Source organism: Microbacterium sp. TWP3-1-2b2, assembly GCF_049896145.1.
Classification (GTDB): Bacteria; Actinomycetota; Actinomycetes; order Actinomycetales; family Microbacteriaceae; genus Microbacterium.
The window spans coordinates 2,355,616-2,373,804 of the sequence record NZ_JAFCTS010000001.1 but is presented as its reverse complement, the minus strand read 5'-3'; the positions used below and the strand labels follow the sequence as shown (position 1 = coordinate 2,373,804).

18 protein-coding genes are annotated in these 18,189 nt (G+C 68.0%); 17 read left to right on the top strand and 1 reads right to left on the bottom strand.

Annotated elements, in window-relative coordinates:
• Window positions 1-32: 32 nt before the first annotated feature.
• From ACP7AR_RS11650 to ACP7AR_RS11620, 7 genes are all read left to right on the top strand, one after another.
• The gene (locus tag ACP7AR_RS11650; protein WP_426185871.1) at window positions 33-863 is read left to right on the top strand and encodes a MurR/RpiR family transcriptional regulator; all 831 of its coding nucleotides are present in this window, start codon (window positions 33-35) and stop codon (window positions 861-863) included.
• Between the two features lie 137 nt (window positions 864-1,000).
• Window positions 1,001-1,672 carry a tyrosine-protein phosphatase gene (locus ACP7AR_RS11645; RefSeq protein WP_426185869.1) on the top strand — a complete coding sequence of 224 codons (672 nt, stop codon included), beginning with the start codon at window positions 1,001-1,003 and terminating at the stop codon, window positions 1,670-1,672.
• Complete coding sequence (locus ACP7AR_RS11640) at window positions 1,669-2,475, top strand: metallophosphoesterase family protein (protein ID WP_426185867.1); 807 nt, start codon at window positions 1,669-1,671, stop codon at window positions 2,473-2,475. The genes ACP7AR_RS11645 and ACP7AR_RS11640 overlap by 4 nt, the downstream gene beginning before the upstream one ends.
• 6 nt (window positions 2,476-2,481) lie before the next feature.
• Window positions 2,482-3,519 (top strand): ABC transporter substrate-binding protein, encoded by a 1,038-nt coding sequence (locus ACP7AR_RS11635; protein WP_426185865.1) that lies wholly within the window; start codon window positions 2,482-2,484, stop codon window positions 3,517-3,519.
• Window positions 3,519-5,171 (top strand): ABC transporter permease, encoded by a 1,653-nt coding sequence (locus ACP7AR_RS11630; protein WP_426185863.1) that lies wholly within the window; start codon window positions 3,519-3,521, stop codon window positions 5,169-5,171. Before ACP7AR_RS11635 ends, ACP7AR_RS11630 begins: the two co-directional genes overlap by 1 nt.
• A gap of 30 nt (window positions 5,172-5,201) precedes the next feature.
• Window positions 5,202-6,317, top strand: coding sequence for an ABC transporter ATP-binding protein (locus tag ACP7AR_RS11625; protein ID WP_426185861.1), 1,116 nt, complete (start codon window positions 5,202-5,204; stop codon window positions 6,315-6,317).
• Window positions 6,314-6,850: a histidine phosphatase family protein gene (locus ACP7AR_RS11620; RefSeq protein ID WP_426185859.1), complete on the top strand. Its 537-nt coding sequence runs from the start codon at window positions 6,314-6,316 to the stop codon at window positions 6,848-6,850. The genes ACP7AR_RS11625 and ACP7AR_RS11620 overlap by 4 nt, the downstream gene beginning before the upstream one ends.
• 31 nt (window positions 6,851-6,881) lie before the next feature.
• Here the strand turns inward: ACP7AR_RS11620 and ACP7AR_RS11615 are convergent, their stop codons facing one another.
• Window positions 6,882-7,745 (bottom strand): IclR family transcriptional regulator, encoded by an 864-nt coding sequence (locus ACP7AR_RS11615; RefSeq protein WP_426185857.1) that lies wholly within the window; start codon window positions 7,743-7,745, stop codon window positions 6,882-6,884.
• Between the two features lie 124 nt (window positions 7,746-7,869).
• Between ACP7AR_RS11615 and ACP7AR_RS11610 the strand changes: the two genes are divergently transcribed.
• The 10 genes from ACP7AR_RS11610 to ACP7AR_RS11565 all read left to right on the top strand — a co-directional run bounded on the left by ACP7AR_RS11610 (window position 7,870) and on the right by ACP7AR_RS11565 (window position 18,064).
• Window positions 7,870-8,535, top strand: coding sequence for an ABC transporter permease (locus ACP7AR_RS11610; RefSeq protein WP_147039958.1), 666 nt, complete (start codon window positions 7,870-7,872; stop codon window positions 8,533-8,535).
• 22 nt (window positions 8,536-8,557) lie between these two features.
• On the top strand, window positions 8,558-9,586 hold the full coding sequence (locus ACP7AR_RS11605; RefSeq protein ID WP_426187733.1) for an ABC transporter ATP-binding protein: 1,029 nt from the start codon (window positions 8,558-8,560) through the stop codon (window positions 9,584-9,586).
• Window position 9,587: 1 nt separating this feature from the next.
• Entirely contained in the window at window positions 9,588-10,364 is a 777-nt protein-coding gene (locus ACP7AR_RS11600) for an ABC transporter permease (RefSeq protein WP_426185854.1), read from the top strand.
• A gap of 50 nt (window positions 10,365-10,414) precedes the next feature.
• Window positions 10,415-11,344, top strand: coding sequence for a glycine betaine ABC transporter substrate-binding protein (locus tag ACP7AR_RS11595; protein WP_426185852.1), 930 nt, complete (start codon window positions 10,415-10,417; stop codon window positions 11,342-11,344).
• Window positions 11,344-11,856 (top strand): formaldehyde-activating enzyme, encoded by a 513-nt coding sequence (gene fae, locus ACP7AR_RS11590; protein WP_426185850.1) that lies wholly within the window; start codon window positions 11,344-11,346, stop codon window positions 11,854-11,856. Before ACP7AR_RS11595 ends, fae begins: the two co-directional genes overlap by 1 nt.
• Before the next feature lie 22 nt (window positions 11,857-11,878).
• Window positions 11,879-12,823 carry an NAD(P)-dependent oxidoreductase gene (locus ACP7AR_RS11585; RefSeq protein ID WP_426185848.1) on the top strand — a complete coding sequence of 315 codons (945 nt, stop codon included), beginning with the start codon at window positions 11,879-11,881 and terminating at the stop codon, window positions 12,821-12,823.
• Window positions 12,820-14,322 carry an NAD-dependent succinate-semialdehyde dehydrogenase gene (locus ACP7AR_RS11580; RefSeq protein WP_426185846.1) on the top strand — a complete coding sequence of 501 codons (1,503 nt, stop codon included), beginning with the start codon at window positions 12,820-12,822 and terminating at the stop codon, window positions 14,320-14,322. The genes ACP7AR_RS11585 and ACP7AR_RS11580 overlap by 4 nt, the downstream gene beginning before the upstream one ends.
• Before the next feature lie 2 nt (window positions 14,323-14,324).
• The gene (locus ACP7AR_RS11575; RefSeq protein WP_426185844.1) at window positions 14,325-15,101 is read left to right on the top strand and encodes an SDR family oxidoreductase; all 777 of its coding nucleotides are present in this window, start codon (window positions 14,325-14,327) and stop codon (window positions 15,099-15,101) included.
• 78 nt (window positions 15,102-15,179) lie between these two features.
• Window positions 15,180-16,643 carry an FAD-binding oxidoreductase gene (locus ACP7AR_RS11570; RefSeq protein WP_426185842.1) on the top strand — a complete coding sequence of 488 codons (1,464 nt, stop codon included), beginning with the start codon at window positions 15,180-15,182 and terminating at the stop codon, window positions 16,641-16,643.
• Complete coding sequence (locus ACP7AR_RS11565) at window positions 16,640-18,064, top strand: FGGY-family carbohydrate kinase (protein ID WP_426185840.1); 1,425 nt, start codon at window positions 16,640-16,642, stop codon at window positions 18,062-18,064. The genes ACP7AR_RS11570 and ACP7AR_RS11565 overlap by 4 nt, the downstream gene beginning before the upstream one ends.
• Window positions 18,065-18,189: the final 125 nt, after the last annotated feature.

Genomic DNA, 18,189 nt, shown 5'->3' with positions numbered 1-18,189 from the left:
GTGACGCGTCGCGCCCAGGTGAGGATCCGCCGATGACCATCGTCCGCCCGGATGTCAGCGTCCACGCACGGGTGCGGGCCGCGGCATCCGCACTCGGGCCGAGCGAGGGGCGTGTCGCCGCCGTCATCATGGAACGCCCGGACGATGTCGTCGACTGGTCCGCCGCCGAACTGGCTTCGGCGGCGGGCACCTCGACCGCAACGGTGATCCGCGCGTGCCAGAGCCTCGGGTTCCGCGGCTTCCAGCACCTGCGCCTCGAGCTCGCCCGCTCCGCGCCCCTCGTGCCAAGGGATCAGGCGGATGCCGCCGGGACGAGCACCTTCGACGACGCGGTGGATGCGCTGCGCCTCGCGCAGGAGAGCGTGGAGCCGGAGCGCATCGAGGCCGCGGTCGAGGCGTTGCGGAAGGCTCGACGTGTCGTGCTCGTCGGCAACGGGTTCTCCGGACCGCCGCTGCAGGATCTCGCGATGCGTCTGAGCGGACTGGGGCGTCCCGTCGAGGCGCCGATCGACGCGCTCGCGCAGCAGTTCGCTGTGCACTCGCTCACCTCCGACGATCTGTGCCTGGCGCTGAGCTACTCGGGAGCGAACGTGCAGACGCTGCGCGCGTGCACGGCGGCCTCCGAGCGCGGCGCCACGGTCGCACTCATCACGAGTTACATGCGCTCGCCGCTCGGGCGAGCCGCTGACATCGTGATCGCGACGGGGCCGGTCGGTTCCGCCCACGACCTGGACCCGTATCTGACTCGACTCGGACACACCGTCGTGCTGCACGCACTGCACGGTGCACTCGCGAGGGACGCCGGGCAGGCCGACGTCGCAGAGATGCGCCATGTCGTCGCCGATGCCCTGAGCGAGGACTGACCAGGCCTCTGCGCCGAGCGCACCGATCGTTCTCCTGCCGGTCGCCTTACGGTCATCTGCCTGTCACTGGGACGGGTCAGCCTGCCTGTGTAATGAAATTCCAAACGGAATGAAACACACGTAACAGGCGGGCGGAAATGCGGACGATCGGAATCGACGGGCTGTTCAATGCCCGCGCGACCAGTGCATCGGCACCGTGGCTCATCCGCACCGGTGCCCCGGAGGCGCTCAGTGCCGAGGGTGTCTCGGCACTTCGTGCACTGGGTGTGAGCGTCATCATCGACCTGCGTGAGCCGAGTGAGATCGGCGTCGCCGAGCACGGCATCCCGGTGCGTTCGGTGGGCATCTACGGAGTCGAGCCGCCGCAGACCGGCCGGCTGGAGGACGTCTACGAGACACTGCTGCGCGAGCGCGGCGCCGCACTGGCCACAGCGGTCGGATTCATCGCGGACGCCGATGGTGCCGCTCTCGTGCACTGCACGGCAGGCAAGGACCGCACCGGCCTGGTCGTGGCTCTCGCACGCGTCGCCGCCGGAGACTCCGCCGAGCAGGTCGTGGCGGACTACGTGCTGTCCGAACCCGACGTCAGGCCGGTTCGCGAGCCCCACGCTCTGGCGCTCGCCCGAGCTCTTCCCGCGGATCAGCGCGATGAGACGCTTCGCCTTCACCTGGCCAGCCCCCGCGAGGCGATCGAGCACGCGCTCGCCGTGATCGACGAACTCGGCGGAGCTGTCGCGTACCTCGCCGAAAACGGGCTGACGGATGTTCAGTATCACGCACTGAGGCGCAAGCGAGAGGCTGCCGCGTGAGCCGGGCCAGCGGACGCCTCACGGTGCTGCACATCAGCGACGTGCACGCCACCGACCACGGTCTGCTCTACGACGCCGTCGATGGTCTCGAACGGCTGCAGGCCGTCGGGCAGTACGCCCGCCGTGCGCGGATCACCCCTGAGGCGGTCATCGTCACGGGCGACCTCATCCAGCGGGGCAACTCCGCGGCGTACGGCGCGGTGCGCGACGCGCTTGCAGAGCTCGAACAGACCGTTCAGACGCCGGTGCTCACCGTGCTCGGCAATCACGACGAACCGGATGCTGCGCGCATCCTCCGCGGACACCATGACGGCCATCACCGTACGGTGCTCGTCGCCGGCCTGCGCATCATCCTCCTCGACACGTCCTCGGGTGCGCTCGGCGGCGCGCAGCGGGAGTGGCTGGCGGGCGAACTGGCAGACCCGCACCGCGACGGCACGATCATCGCCCTGCATCACCCGCCGCTCGGCTCTCCGCTGCCGACCCTCGCGAAGGCCGGCCTGCGGGATGCGGACGCATTCCTCGACGTCATCGAGGGCTCGGACACCCGCGCCATCCTGGCCGGGCACTTCCACCATCCCCTTGCGGCGCATCTGCGCGGCATCCCTGTCACCGTCGGCCCGTCGCTCGCGTACCACCAGGTGATGGATGCGCGCCCCGACCTCATCAGCGGACACGACCGCGCGATGTTCTCGATCGTGCATCTGCTCTCCGAAGGCATGACGGCCACCAGCGTGAGCCTCGAATCGCCCTCGCCCCTCTTCTCATCCTCCGTTCCTGTACCCGCACATCAGAACAGTTAGGAAGCCATGTCCCGCTCACGCCTCACCACAGCTGTCGCCGCTTTCGGCATCGCAGCCATCACCCTCACCGGCTGCGCAGCCGCATCATCGGAGGCGGGTGAGAGCCCCGCCGAGACCGCCGATGCGCTCGAGCCGACCACCATCACCCTCTACACGTCCGAGCCGCAGGAGAAGGCGGACGAGCTCGTCGCAGCCTTCAACGAGGTGCACCCGGAGATCACGGTCGAGGTGTTCCGCGCCGGCACCGGTGACCTCACCACTCGTGTCGCGACCGAGCAGGAGACCGGCAAGATCCAGGCCGACGTCTTCCTCGCCGCGGATGCGCCCACCTTCGAGAACTACGCGGCCGACGACCTGCTGCGGGAGTACACGCCCGCAGACGTCGACGCCCTCGACCCCGCTGTCGTCGACCCCGAAGGCTTCTACGTCGGCACGCGCATCATCCCCACGGTCATCGCGTACAACACCGACATGGTCGATGACGCCCCCGAGTCCTGGGCCGACCTGACCGACGCCGAGTACGCCGACCGGCTCGTGATGCCGAACCCGGATGTCTCGGGAGCGGCCGCGTACAACGCCGCGGTGTGGTTGGACGAGCCCCAGCTCGGCGAAGAGTGGCTCACGGCACTGGCGGCGAACCGCCCCGTGATCGCCGACAGCAACGGCCCGGTCTCGCAGGCAGTGGCCACCGGCACGCAGCCTGTGGGCATCGTCGTGGACTACCTGGTGCGCGAGCTCGCAGAGCAGGGGTCGCCGATCGCGGTGTCGTACCCGAGCGAGGGCGTGCCGTTCGTCTCGCAGCCGGTCGGCATCTTCGCGGACTCGGAGAACGTCGAGGCATCCGAGGCGTTCGTCGACTTCCTGGTCAGCGCCGATGGCCAGAAGCTCGCCGTCGAGCAGTCCTACCTCCCGGTGCGCTCGGACGTCGGCACCCCGGAAGGTGCCCCTGAACTGGATGACATCGCCATCCTCGCACCCGACCTCGAGACCATCCGGTCGACGCAGGCCGGTGCGGTGGAGACCTTCCGGGAGCTGTTCCAGTAGTGAGTGCTCTCGTTCAGGCCCCGGGGTCGGCGGTTCGCCGGCCCCGGAGCCTCGACGGCGTCGACGCGCTGACCGTCGCCCTGTGGATCGTCTGCGCGGCGGTGGTGCTCGTGCCCATCGGCGCCATCGTCGCGCTCACGGCCGGCGGTTCGCAGCTCGGCGTGCTCGTGCAGGGCGACGTCGTCGAGGCCGCGGTCAACAGTCTCGTCTCGGCCACGGCGTCCGCGCTCGCCGCCGTGGCGGTAGGGGCGTCGTTCGCGATCGTGCTCGAGCGCACGGATCTCCGTCACCGCCGGGTGCTGCGCCTGATCGCGCTCACCCCGCTGCTCATGCCGCCGTTCGTCGGCGCGATCGCGTGGCTCGGCATCGCGGGGCCGTCGAGTCCGCTCAATGTCTGGTGGCGGGGGATGTTCGGCGGTCCGCTGTGGTCGATCTACGGTGCGGACGGGGTCATCATCCTCCTCACCGTGCACAGCTACCCGCTCGCCATGCTCATCGTCTCGGCAGCGCTGCGCCGCATCCCGTCAGACCTCGAGCAGGCCGCGCGCATGTCCGGCGCAGGGCCGGCACGAGCGCTGTTCTCGGTCACCGTGCCGCTGCTGCGTCCTGCGCTGCTGTCGTCGTTCCTGCTCATCGCAGTGAGCAACCTCGCCGATTTCGGCATCCCGTCGATCATCGGACTTCCCGAACGCTACGTGACGCTGGCGACTCTCGTGTACCGGTACCTGCAGTCGGGAATCGTGGAGGAACCGCTCGCAGTGGTCGCGACCATCGGCGTGGTCCTGCTGGTCATCGCCGTCGGCGCACTGCTGCTGAATGCGACGATCGGACGCCGCGGGTGGGAACTCGACGCCTCGTCATCGCCCCCGCAGCCCCTCCCGCTCGGGCGTGCGCGCACGCCGCTGGGGATCGCGATGTGGACGATCGTTCTGGCCATCACACTGCTGCCGCTTCTCGCGCTGCTCACCCAGTCGCTGCTGCGCGCCCCAGGCGTGCCGTTGACGTGGCAGAACCTCACACTCGACAACTTCGCAAAGGCGCTGTCGTCGTCGACCGCACTGTCCGGTGCGGCCAACTCGGTGATGCTGGCCGCACTCGCCGCCGTCGTGTGCGGCGTGCTCGGCCTGGCGATCGGTGTGCTCACCACGCGCTCGTCGGCACGCGCCGCCAGGGGACTGAATGCCGTGGCGATGCTGCCGCAGGCCGTGCCCGGCATCGTGATCGCCGTCGCGTGGCTGATCCTCGCGCCGCGCATCGGGCTGTTCAACACGCCCTGGCTGATCCTCGCCGCCTACATCACCTCCTTCACGGCGCTGGTCGTGCAGTCGGTCACGGCGCCGCTGTCGAGCACACCGACCAGTGCAGAAGAAGCGGCGCGCATCTCCGGGGCAGGTCGGCTTCGTGCGTTGATCGACATCTCGTCGCGGATGGCGCTTCCTGCTGCCATCTCCGGCGCGGTCGTCGTCGCGGCCACCGCGGTGCGCGAGCTCACGCTGTCGGTGCTGCTGCTCTCGCCCGGATCGCAGACACTCGGGGTGGCGATCTTCAACTTCCAGCAGGCCGGGGCGTTCAGCACCGCCGCGGCCTGGTCTCTCGTCGTGGCCGTTCTCGGCATCGCCGTCATCGGGCTGGCCACCCGCCGCCCCTCCTGAACCCTCCGCACTCTCTGAAAGGAAGCCGTCATGGCATCCGTGAATCTCGAATCGGTATCGGTCCGCTACCCATCAGGGGCGGTCGGTCTGGAATCGATCGACATGCACGTCGACGATGGTGAGTTCATCGCGCTGGTCGGGCCCTCCGGCTCCGGCAAGACCACGCTGCTGCGCACGATCGCGGGCTTTCTCTCGCCCACGACCGGCCGAGTGGTGATCGGCGACCGCACGGTGGCGGAAGGAAAGGAATTCGTCCCGCCAGAGCAGCGGGAGCTCGGGATGGTCTTCCAGCAGCATGCCGTCTGGCCGCACTGGAACGTCGGACGCAACGTCGAATATCCGCTGCGCCGTGCCGGAGTGGCGAAGGCGGAGCGCTCCTCCCGCGTCGCATCGATGCTCGAACTCGTCGGACTCGCGGGCTACGCGCGACGAGACCCGGCGACACTCTCGGGCGGGCAGCGCCAGCGCGTGGCGCTCGCGAGAGCTCTGGTCGCCCGTCCACGCGTGCTGCTGCTCGACGAGGCACTCTCCGCCCTGGACGAGCCGCTGCGCGATCACCTGCGACTGGAGCTGCATGCCCTGACACGTGAGCTCGGGCTCACGGTGGTGCACGTCACGCACGATCGCTCCGAGGCGCTCGGCCTCGCCGACCGTGTCGCTGTGCTCGACGAGGGACGGATACGCCAGGTCGGCACACCGCACGAACTGGTGTCGCGGCCCACGAGCGGTTTCGTGGCGCGATTCCTCTCGGATGCCACGCTCATCCCCGGTGTCGTCGACGCGGACGGGTTCCGCGCCGACGAGCATCCGCTCCGGATTCCCCGCGCCGGCGGCATGCCCGCATCGGGGCGGGCGCTCGCATCGCTGCTGCCTTCGGCGATCGAGGTCACGTCCGACGATGGCGGAGACGCGGTCGTGCGGTCGTCTCTGTTCACGCCTGAAGGAAGCGATCTCATGGTCGAGTGGAGCGGCGTCGCCGTGCGTGCACGCACGCACGGAACGCGTCCGCGGGTCGGGGATCGGATGCGCGTCGCGGTGCGCGAGGCACTGGTCTACCCCGAAGAAGGTCTCGGTGAGACGCCGCCACGAGACGAAGCACCGGATGCCGCGGCATCCGAGCGTTCGACATCGTTCGCGCGCGCATGACTGTCGCTCTCGTCCGACACGGGCGCACTGCATGGAACCTGGCGCGGCGCATGCAGGGGCGAGCCGACATCCCTCTGGACGCGCACGGTCGGGCGCAGGCGGAGAGCGCCGCCGAGTTGCTCTCCCGTGCCGCCTGGGACCGCATCTTCTCCTCCCCACTGAGCCGTGCGGCCGAGACCGCGGCGCTGATCAGGCTGAAGCTCGCGCACGCCGAGGTCATGACCGATGAACGCCTGATCGAACGCGACTACGGTACGGCGGAGGGGATGGCGGTGAGCGAGGCGCGCGAGCGCTGGCCTGACTCCGACTACCCGGATGCCGAGCCGCTGTCAGAGACGATCGAGCGGGCTCGGCGGGTGCTGACCCGCATCGAGCAGCTGGAGGGGAACAGCATCGTCGTGGCGCACGGAACCCTGCTGCGCGTCGGCGTCGAAGCGCTCACCGCCGGCACATGCCCGCGGATACTCAATGGCCAGGTCGTGCTTCTGGAGCGGGACGGGTCAGAGCGCCTCGTCGCGAGATTCCTGAGCTGAGGTGCTCTCCGAGTGAAAGAGCTAAGTGCACTCAGCCCTGCGCCGTAGGCGATCCCAACGAGCTCGAGAGCTCGCGCGCGGCCTGTGCGACGTACGCTCCGAGCCGATCGAGCTGTCCGCCGATGCGTGATTTGGGGGCGCTCACATTGATGGCGGCGACGATGTGACCGGTGAAGTCCGTGATCGGCGCGGACGCCCCGACGACGCCGAGCTCGAGCTCCTCATCGAGCGTGGCGTAACCGCGATCCCGGATCCTCTGCAGCTCCACGAGAAGAGAATCGAGGTCGCTGACGATCGCCTTGTTCTCCGGCGGTGTCTCCAGCACGGCGAATCCCGCTGCCGCCATCGCCGGGTTCAGTGGGCCGACGAGGGGCTGATCGCGGCCGTGCTCCTGGTACCAGCGCGTGAGCGAGGCGCGATCCCAGTCGCTGATGAGCACGCGGCCTGATGGGGTGCGCCACGCCGCAGTCGTGACGCCCTCCCACCCTGTCGTGCGGAACTCGTGCGGGCTGAGTTCGCTCAGCACGGTCAGCACGTTCCCGCCGCGGAGCACGCACAGGTGGGTGGTCTCGCGCGTCGACTGCGCGATGTTGCGAAGATGCGGGCGGGCGCGGGAGACCAGCGACGCCTCGGTGGTGCGAGCGGCGATCGCGAACAGGCGGCTGCCGAGTCGGTAGTTCATCGTCGTCTCCTCTCGGACCACGAGCTCGGCGTCGGCGAGCGTCGACATCGTCCGAGAGATCACCGCCTTGTCGCGCCCGGTGAGCTGTGAGATCCGCATCACGCCCAGACCGCCCTCAGCGACGGCTTCATCGCTGCCCAGCAGCTCGATGATCTCGATGTCCCTGCCCAGCCCCGAAGAGTTGCGGCGGGCGGTGCTCTGTGGGGGAGTCATCCCCACAGAATAGGTCGCAGTTGCCATATGGTCAACATGCGTTGTGGGAATGTCATCGGTTCCCTAATCTGATGTCATCGTCACTCGGGCGATCCCCTCACCGTTGAGAAAGGAGCGAAAGTCCGTGTCAGGATTCGATCTCGACAACGTCACGAAGTTCCTCGAACGCCGCTGGGAAGACATCCTTCAGCTGGCAGCCGAGCATCTGCTCGTCGTTGTGATCTCGCTCGCCATCGCACTCGTCATCGGGGTGGTTCTCGGCCTGCTCGTCTGGGACCGTGCGACGCCGCGGGCGATAGCGATCACCTCGGCATCCGTCGCGATCACGATCCCGTCGCTCGCACTGCTCGCGCTGCTCAGCCCGATCCTCGGTCTCGGCTGGGGGCCGACGATCGTCGCCCTCGTCTTCTACTCACTGCTGCCGATCATCCGCAACACGGTGGTCGGGCTCCGCGAGATCCCCGCGCACATCCTCGAGTCGGCGACGGCCATGGGAATGAGCAGGCCCAGGGTGCTGCTGACCACCCAGCTGCCTCTCGCCTGGCCTGTGATTCTCACCGGCACTCGCGTCGCCGCACAGCTCTCGCTCGGCATCGCCGCGATCGCGGCCTACGTCGCCGGCCCCGGCCTCGGCCAGTACATCTTCAAAGGACTCTCGTCGCTCGGTTCGAAGAACGCGTTGAACTACGCCCTCGCCGGCACCGTCGGAGTCATCGTCCTCGCGCTCCTCGTCGACGGAGCGTTCGTTCTCATCTCCCGATACACAACCTCTAGGGGTCTTCGTGCCTGATCTCACCACTGACACACAGAAGGTGTCCACCGACACCGGTTTCCTCTCCGCGATCGCGCAGAAGCAGCGCGGAGTCGGCATAGAGCTCCGCGGAGTCAGCAAGGTCTACCCCGGCCAGGATGCTCCGGCCGTCGAAGACTTCTCGATGCAGATCGCCCCGGGCGAGCTCGTCATGTTCGTCGGGCCCAGCGGGTGCGGCAAGACGACGACGATGAAGATGATCAACCGCATCATCGAACCGACCGGCGGCTCCATCCGCATCGACGGCACCGACATCCTGTCGATGAATCCCAATCAGCTCCGTCGCCACATCGGCTACGTCATCCAGCAGATCGGGCTCTTCCCTCACCTGACGATCGCCGAGAACATCGGCGTCGTGCCCCGTCTGCTCGGCTGGTCGAAGTCGAAGACGGCCGAGCGCGTCGACGAGCTTCTGCAGACTGTGCAGCTCGATCCGGGGCAGTTCGCCAAGCGCTACCCGAAGCAGCTCTCGGGCGGTCAGCAGCAGCGCGCCGGCGTCGCCCGTGCTCTCGCCGCAGACCCGCCCGTCATGCTCATGGACGAGCCGTTCGGCGCGACCGACCCGATCACGCGTGAGAAGCTGCAGGCCGAGTTCCTTCGTCTGCAGGCAGACATCGGCAAGACGATCATCTTCGTCACGCACGACTTCGACGAGGCGATCAAGCTCGGAGACCGCATCGCCGTGCTCAGCGATCGCTCGCACATCGAGCAGTTCGACACCCCGGCGCACATCCTCGCCAACCCGGCGAACGACTATGTGGCCTCCTTCATCGGTCATGGCGCGGCTCTGAAGCGACTCGCGCTCATCCCCCTGGCCGACGCGCAGCTGCGCCCGGCATCCGACGGAGCCCCGCAGATCGATCTCGACGTCTCACTGCGCGACGCGCTCGATCTGCTCATGGTCACCGGCGCGCCGGTCGTGAACGTGGTTGATGCCGACGGTCGAGTGCGCGGATCCATCGACAACGCGGGGATCTCCGCGGTGCTCACGGACGCACCGGGTGCCTCCGCCGTCGAGGGGATGCGCTGAGATGACCGTCGTCTCCGCGACTCAGATGACTCCGGTCGTCGCCCGCCGTGGTCGGTTCGGCTCTGTCGCACGCATATCCGCCGCACCGCTCGTCGTCGGCGCCGTCCTCGTGCTCACGCTCGTGTGGGTCGCGACGATCCCGCTGGATTCGATCGAGCAGCGCACCCTCAATCCCGATTACATCCTGTCTCGAGTGGGCGAGCACCTGCTTCTCACCGCGGCGGCCTCCGCGCTCGTCGCCGTCCTCGCGATCCCCGCCGGTATCGGCGTCTATCGCAGTCGCTCGAAGATCGTGCACGCCATCGCACTGGGACTCGCGAACATCGGCCAGGCGACGCCGGCGGTCGGCGTCGTGATCCTGCTGGCGATCGTGTGGCAGACCGGATTCGCCACCGCCCTCGTCGCGCTCGTCGCGTACTCGTTCCTCCCCGTGCTGCGCAACACGCTCGTCGGCCTCGAGCAGGTCGACGCCGGAGTCAAGGAAGCAGCGCGCGGGATGGGTATGACCTCGGGGCAGGTGCTGCGCCGCATCGAGCTTCCACTCGCATCGCCCGTGATCCTCGCCGGACTCCGCACCGCCCTCGTCTTCTGCGTCGGCGTCGCGACCATCGCCACCTTCATCAACGCCGGCGGCCTCGGCGACATGATCGTCAACGGCCTGAAGCTGCAGCGATTCCCCGTGCTGCTCGTCGGCGCCGTGCTGGTCGCCGCCATCGCCGTCCTCATCGACTGGATCGCTGGTCTCGTCGAGGAAGCAGTCCGCCCGCGCGGGCTGTAGCCCGTTCCGTCATCCGCACGCACGTTCTCTTCACACACCAAGGAGCAATCATGAAGAAACACCTCATCACCGGAGTCACCGCGCTCGCCGCGGGTGCGCTCCTCCTCTCCGGATGTTCCGGCTCTGCCAGCACCGCCAGCGCCGGCGACGAGCTCGAGGGGCTGACCGGCCAGGTCGGCTCGAAGGACTTCTCGGAGCAGTACATCCTCGCGTACATCACCACCGAGCTGCTCAACGCTCATGGCGCCGACCTCGAAGCGAACGTGAAACTGGTGGGCTCGGCCAATGTGCGCCAGGCGCTGGAGAACGGCGACTTCATCGGGTACTGGGAGTACACCGGCACCTCGTGGATCACCTACAACGGCAACACCACGCCGGTGAAGGGCGCGGAGGCCCAGTTCGACGCCGTCAAGGAAGCGGATGCCGAGAAGGACATCGTCTGGCTGGACCCCGCTCCCCTCAACAACACCTACGCCTTCGCCGTCCGCGCCGACAAGGCCGAGGAGCTCGGCGTGAAGACGATGAGCGACGTCGCCGCGCTACCGGCCGAGGATCAGACGTTCTGCATCGAGAGCGAGTTCTCCACGCGAGACGACGGCTGGCCCGGACTCAAGACGGCCTACGGGATCGACATCCCTGACTCGAACGTCACGATGCTCGACACCGGTGTCATCTACACCGCCACGCAGAAGGGTGACGACTGCAACTTCGGCGAGGTGTTCCAGACCGACGGCCGGATCCCCGCTCTCGACCTGGTCGTGATGGAGGACGACGAGGAGTTCTTCCCCTCGTACCAGGGCGGTTTCACGATCCGTCAGGAGGTCCTCGACGACTACCCGGAGATCGCCGACATCATCGCCGAGATCGCCCCGCTTCTCACCACCGAGGAGATGCAGAAGCTCAACGCCCTCGTCGACGTCGAGGGTGAAGACCCCGAAGACGTGGCGATCGACTGGCTCGAAGAGCAGGAGCTGATCTGATGACCGACGTCCTTCAGCTCGGCGAGAGCTTCATCGGCGAGGGGGTCAACGCCGCGCACATCAACAGCGTCTACGGCCCTCGCTCGGGGCCCGCCGGCACCGCCTGGGCCACCGCTCTCGCGACTCCGAGCCCGGGGCACGTGCCGTTCGTCGCGGTGCTGCGTACCTCACTGCCAGTCAAACCCCTCACGCTGTTCGTCACCAAGGCCGCACCGGCGAACGACGAGCACGGCAACCACATCTGGGGGCCGGCGCAGGCCGGTGTCGCGGCGGGCGTCGCGGACGCCGTCGCGGAGGGCACGCTCCCCGCGGATGCCGTCGATGAGAACGTCGTGATCACCGCCGTCTGGGTGAATCCAGGAGCGGATGACGCGGATGCCGTGTACCGCAACAACCGCGAAGCAACCCGCACCGCCCTGCGCAACGGCTCACAGGGTCTGCCGCGCACCGAAGAGGTTCTCGACGCACGGTCGGCACCTCGCAATCCCTTCTACACGGCCCCGGCCGACTGAGTTACTTGGAGATCTGATAAGCATGGTCACTACCCCGACGGTCGGCTTCATCGGCCTCGGCAGCATGGGCTCGGGCATGTCCTCGAACCTGCAGAAGGCGGGATACCGCCTCGTCGTCACCGACGTCCGGCCGGAAGCGGCGGAAGCGCTCGTCGAAGGCGGTGCCACGTGGGCTGCGACGGCCGCCGAGGTTGCTGCCGCCAGCGACATCATCATCACGATGCTGCCCACGCCGCGCCACGTGACCGACGTCGTGAGCGGTCCGGGCGGGATGCTGGAGGGCATCGCCGACGGTGCCACGTGGATCGACATGTCCACATCGGTGCCGGAGGTGGCCGACCGGGTGCGCGTCGAGGAGAGTGCGCGCGGACTGCGCATCCTCGACGCCCCGGTGAGCGGCATGGCCAAGGGAGCGGCATCGGGCATGCTGCAGATCTTCGTCGGCGGGGAAGCCGCGGATGTCGAACGGGTCCGTCCCGTGCTGGAGGCCATGGGTGACCCTGAGCGGATCCTTCACGTCGGCGGCCATGGTGCCGGCTACGCCGTGAAGCTGATGATCAACCAGCTCTGGTTCTCGCACCTGGTCGCCACCGCAGAGGTGCTGGCTGTCGGCGTTCGTGCGGGGGTCGACTTGGGTGTGCTGCGCGACTCCCTCATCGCCAGCCCGGCGAACAGCACCTTCGTGGAGCGCGACGTACTCTCCATCCTGGAGAACGGCGACTACGACGAAGGCTTCGCCATCGCCCTCGCCTGCAAGGATCTGGGCCTGTCGATCGATCTGGCGAGGTCGGTCGGCGTCCCCGTCGAGCTCTCCTCGTTGGTCGAGCAGGTCTACCGGCGGGCGCGGGCGTCCTACGGCGACAAGGCAGGGGAGATGACGCCGTTCCGGTTGTACGAGGACCTCATCCACAGCGAGCTCCGACTCGCGCCCGAGTTCGCGCTCGCCGGATCGGAGGAGCAGGCATGACCGGTACGGATCTCAGTATGGACACTCGCGAGCGGCAACTGCTCGAGCGCGTGCCGACGCAGCTGCTTCTCGGAGACGGATGGACCGACGCGGAGGGCGGCGGCCGGTTCGCCGTCACCGATCCCTCGACGGGCGAGGTGCTCGTCGAGGTCGCCGACGCCCGTCCGGAGGACGGCCAGCGTGCACTCGCCGCGGCGGCAGCCGCGCAGGAGAGCTGGGCGGCGACTCCTCCGCGTGAGCGGGGCGAGATCCTGCGTCGCGCCTTCGAGCTCGTCACCGCCCGGGCAGAGGACTTTGCTCTGCTGATGACCCTGGAGATGGGCAAGCCGCTTGCGGAATCCCGCGGAGAGGTCGCCTATGGTGCGGAGTTCCTGCGCTGGTTCTCCGAGGAGGCACCGCGGATCTCGGGCCGGTTCGCGATGGCACCGGACGGGAAGAGCCGCCTGCTGGTGATGAAGACCCCGGTCGGACCGTCGCTGTTCATCACGCCGTGGAACTTCCCGCTGGCGATGGCCACGCGCAAGATCGCACCGGCGATCGCCGCCGGCTGCACGATGGTGCTCAAGCCCGCGGCGCTCACACCGCTGACGGCGCTGCTGTTCGCCGAGGTGCTGCGAGAAGCGGGACTGCCCGACGGCGTGCTCACCGTCATCCCGACCACGAGTGCAGGTGCCGTCACCGGTCCGCTCATCCGCGACCCTCGGCTGAGGAAGCTCTCCTTCACCGGGTCCACCGAGGTGGGCAGGCGCCTGATCGCCGATTCCGCTGAGCAGGTGCTGCGGGTCTCGATGGAGCTCGGCGGTAACGCGCCGTTCCTCATCTTCGACGATGCCGACCTCTCCAAGGCCGTCGACGGCGCAGTACTGGCCAAGATGCGCAACGGCGGAGAGGCGTGCGTCGCGGCCAACCGCTTCCTCGTGCAGCGGGGAGTCGCCGCCGAGTTCACGCGCCTGTTCACCGAGCGCATCGCCGGTTTCCGGATCGGTCGCGGAACGGATGCCGAAACCACGATGGGTCCTCTCGTCGACGAGGCGACGCGGAGCAAGGTCGCGGAGCTCGTGGACGGCGCGGTGACCGACGGGGCAACGCTCGCTCTCGGCGGACGGGCGGTTCCGGGGGCCGGGTACTTCTACGAGCCGACCGTGCTCGCGGACGTACCTGCGGATGCGGCGATCCTCGACGAGGAGATCTTCGGCCCCGTCGCACCGATCGTGGTGTTCGACACGGAGGAAGAGGCGGTCGAGATCGCCAACCGCACGCCGTTCGGACTCGTCTCCTTCGCGTACACATCTGATCTCAACAGGGGTCTTCGCCTCGCGGAGCGCCTCGAGACCGGCATGTTCGGCATCAACGCCGGTGTCGTCTCGAACCCGGCTGCGCCGTTCGGCGGCGTCAAGCAGTCCGGCCTCGGCCGCGAGGGCGGGCTCGAGGGGATCGATGAGTACCTCGAGACGCGATACGTGAACATCGCCGACCCCTTCGCACCGGAGGGCAGGTGAGCATGGACATCACCGATTTCTCCCTGGACCTGTTCTCCCTTCAGGGACAGACCGCCGTGGTCACCGGCGGTAACACCGGATTGGGGCGGGCATTCAGCCTGGCTCTGGCCAAGGCGGGCGCGAACGTGTTCGTGGCCGGTCTCGCGGACGACGACGGCACCACGCGCCGGCTCGTCGAAGCCGAAGGGCGCGAGTACGCCTTCCTGGAGGCGGACATCGCCCGGCGCGGTGTGCCAGCCGAGGTCGTCGCCGCGTGCGCCGAGCGCTTCGGATCACTCGACGTGCTCGTGAACTCGGCGGGCATCGCGCTGCTCGACGATGTCGACGCGTTCGATCGCGACAAGTGGGACCCCATGATCGCGGTCAATCTCACGGCGCCGTTCGAACTCGCGCACGAGGCGAGCCGGGTCATGCGCAGCCAGGGCCGCGGGAAGATCATCAACATCGCCTCCCTGTTCGCGTTCCTGGGAGGGAAGCAGTCGCCCGCGTACGCCGCGACGAAAGCGGGGATCGTCGGCTTCACGAAGGCGTACTGCGACGAGCTCGCCGCCGACGGCATCCAGGTCAATGCGATCGCCCCCGGGTATTTCGCGACGGCGATCACGGCGGCGACTCGTTCCGATCCCGAAGCGAGTCGCCGGATCCTCGAGCACATCCCCGCCGAACGGTGGGGCGACCCGGCCGATCTCATGGGGGCGACGGTGTTCCTCGCGAGCCGCGCCTCGGACTACGTCAACGGGCACGTGCTCGTCGTCGACGGCGGCTACCTCGTCCGCTGACCGATCGCTCACAGACCTCACTGACCTCACTGACCTCACTGATTCGAACCACCACTCCTGAAAGCGAAGGCCATTCCCATGTCGGCATCACGATCCGCCCTCAGTCGCGACGAGATCGTCACGCGCGTCACCGCGCTCCTCGGCGCCGATGCGGTCGACACAGACCCTCGCGAGCTCGAGCTCGCCAGCGTCGACCGCTTCAAGAAGTACCAGTCCGTGCACGGCATCTTCGACGGCCCGATCCCTGCGATCATCGCCTATCCCCGCAGCACCGAAGAGGTCGCCTCGGTCCTGCGCTTCGCGAACGACAACCTGGTCAACGTCGTGCCGCGGACGGGTCGTACGGCGACCGAGGGCGGACTCGAGACGGTCATCGACGACACGATCGTCCTCGACGGCTCGCGGATGAACAGCGTCCTCGACGTGAACGAGACCGACATGACGGTCACAGTGCAGTGCGGCGTGCCGTTGCAGCAGCTCGAGGACGAACTCCGCGAGCGCGGCCTGACCACGGGCCACTCGCCGCAGTCCAAGCCGCTCGCGCAGTACGGCGGGCTGGTCGCGACCCGGTCGATCGGCCAGTTCTCGACGCTCTACGGTGCGATCGAGGACATGGTCGTCGGTCTCGAAGCCGTGTTCCCCGACGGCACTGTGACGCGGATCAAGAACGTGCCGCGTCGCGCTGCCGGTCCAGACATCCGTCACATCATCATCGGAAACGAGGGCGCGCTGTGCGTGATCACCGAGGTGACCGTGAAGATCTTCCCGTACCACCCGGAGAACACCCGCTTCTTCGGCTTCCTCGTCGATGAGTTCGAAGTCAGCGTCGAGGCGCTGCGAGAGCTCGTCACCGCCGGATACCGGCCCTCGGTCTGCCGGGTGTACTCGCCCGAAGACGCGAACCAGCACTTCGCGCACTTCTCCGAGGGCAAGTCGGTCGTCGTGCTCACTGCCGAAGGGCCGGAGCCGCTGGCCGCCGCGACAGCCACGGGCATAGAGGCGGTGTTCGCCGATCGACCGCATCAGCGGGTGGACTCCGCGCACATCGAGAAGTGGTTCCAGGGCCTCAACTGGGGTCAGGACAAGATCGACGCCGAGAAGGAGACGATGCTCCGCGACTCTCATCTCGGTTACACCACCGAGGTGTCGATCAACTGGTCGGGAGTGAGCAGCCTCTATCACGCGGTGATCGACCGCATCCGCTCGGAGTACCCGCGTGCCGATCACCTCACGATGCTCGGGGCGCACTCCTCGCACAGCTATCAGACCGGGACCAACCTCTATTTCGTGTACGACTACGACATCGATTGCGAGCCGCGGCAGGAGATCGACCTCTATCACGTGCCGCTCAATGCGATCATCGTGGAAGAAGCGCTGCGACTGGGAGGTTCGATGGTGCATCACCACGGCATCGGCAAGTACCGCACACCCTGGACACGCCAGGAGCACGGTTCGGCGTACCCGATGCTGGAGCGGCTCAAGCAGGCGTTCGATCCGAACGGCGTGATGAACGCGGGCACCATCATCCCGCTCGAGGCGTGAGCGAACCCCGCTACGTCGTCGCGATCGACGGCGGATCGCAATCGACGAAGGTGCTCGTCGTCGACGAGACCGGAACGATCCACGCCTCGGCGCAGCGGAGGCTGAGACCGACCGAGTCTCCGTCGCCCGGTCATGTGGTGCATCCCGACGACGATCTCTGGGACTCGATCGTCGAGGCCTGCCGCGAGGCTCTCGGACGATTCGAGGGGGATCGCCGCCACATCGTCGGAGTGGGCCTGTGCACGATCCGCTTCTGCCGTGCGCTGCTCGACGCCGCCGGTGCGCTCGTCGAGCCGGTGCTCAGCTGGATGGATGAGCGCGTGTCGCGGCCGCACGAGCAGGATGAGCGCGTGCGGTACGTGACGACCTCGTCCGGATACCTGACTCATCGGCTGACCGGCGAGCGGCGCGACAGTGTAGGCAATCAGCAGGGGATGTGGCCGGTAGATCAGAAGCGGTGGCGGTGGTCCGACGATCCGGTCGCTTACGAACGCACGGGCATGCGCGCGGAGCAGCTGTTCGACCTCGTGCTTCCTGGCGAACTGCTCGGACAGGTCACCTCTGATGCGGCTGCGGCGACCGGTCTTCCCGTCGGGCTGGCCGTGTACGCAACCGCGAACGACAAGGCCGTCGAGGCCCTCGGGTCAGGTCTGCGCGACGAGGGCACGGCTCTCCTCTCGCTCGGTACATACGTCGCGGCGATGACAGTGGGGCGCGATGCGAACGCGACCGATGACCGCTATTGGACGAACTTCGCGGCGGAGCCGGGTCGGTACCTGTACGAGAGCGACGGCATCCGTCGGGGCATGTGGACGGTCAGCTGGTGGCGGGATCTTCTCGACGGCGGTCAGGGGATCACCGACGACGAGCTCAACGTGGAGGCGAGCAGCATCGCGCCCGGCAGCGACGGGCTGTTCGCTGTGCTCGACTGGCTCGCGCCTGGCGGTGCGGCGCACCGCCGAGGGGCACTGTTGGGATTCGACGGCCGTCAGGGGCGATTCCACGTCCATCGCGCCATCCTGGAGGGCATCGCCCTCACCATGCGCGGGCACGTCGACGCGATGGAGGCCGCCCTCGGCCACCGCTTCGAGAGCGTGATCGTGTCCGGCGGGGGCTCGCGCGCAGATCTGATGATGCGCATCCTCGCCGCCGTGTTCGAAAGACCGGTACGCCGCAACAGGCTGACGGATGCCGCGGGCATGGGCGCGGCGATCTCCGCGTTCGTGGGCGCGGGGGTGCACGCATCGTGGAGCGAATCGGTCGCCGCGACAGTCCACGGTGCTGACAGTTTTGCGCCCGAGCCGGAATGGGTGCTCGCGTACCGACCGGTGCGCGAGTCCTATGCGCTGCTGCCGCGGCACCTGGACCCGCTGTTCCTGGAGTGGCAGGCGATCGCCGAACGCGCATCCGATGCTCGGTAGCCCCACCGCGTGGGGCGGACTTCACCGCGATGGGCGGAGGATTCTCGAGGATTCCTCCGCCCATGAGCGTGTTCTCCGCCCGAAGCGGCGCGGCCGAGCCCGTGCCCGAGGCGTGTCCGCGCTCG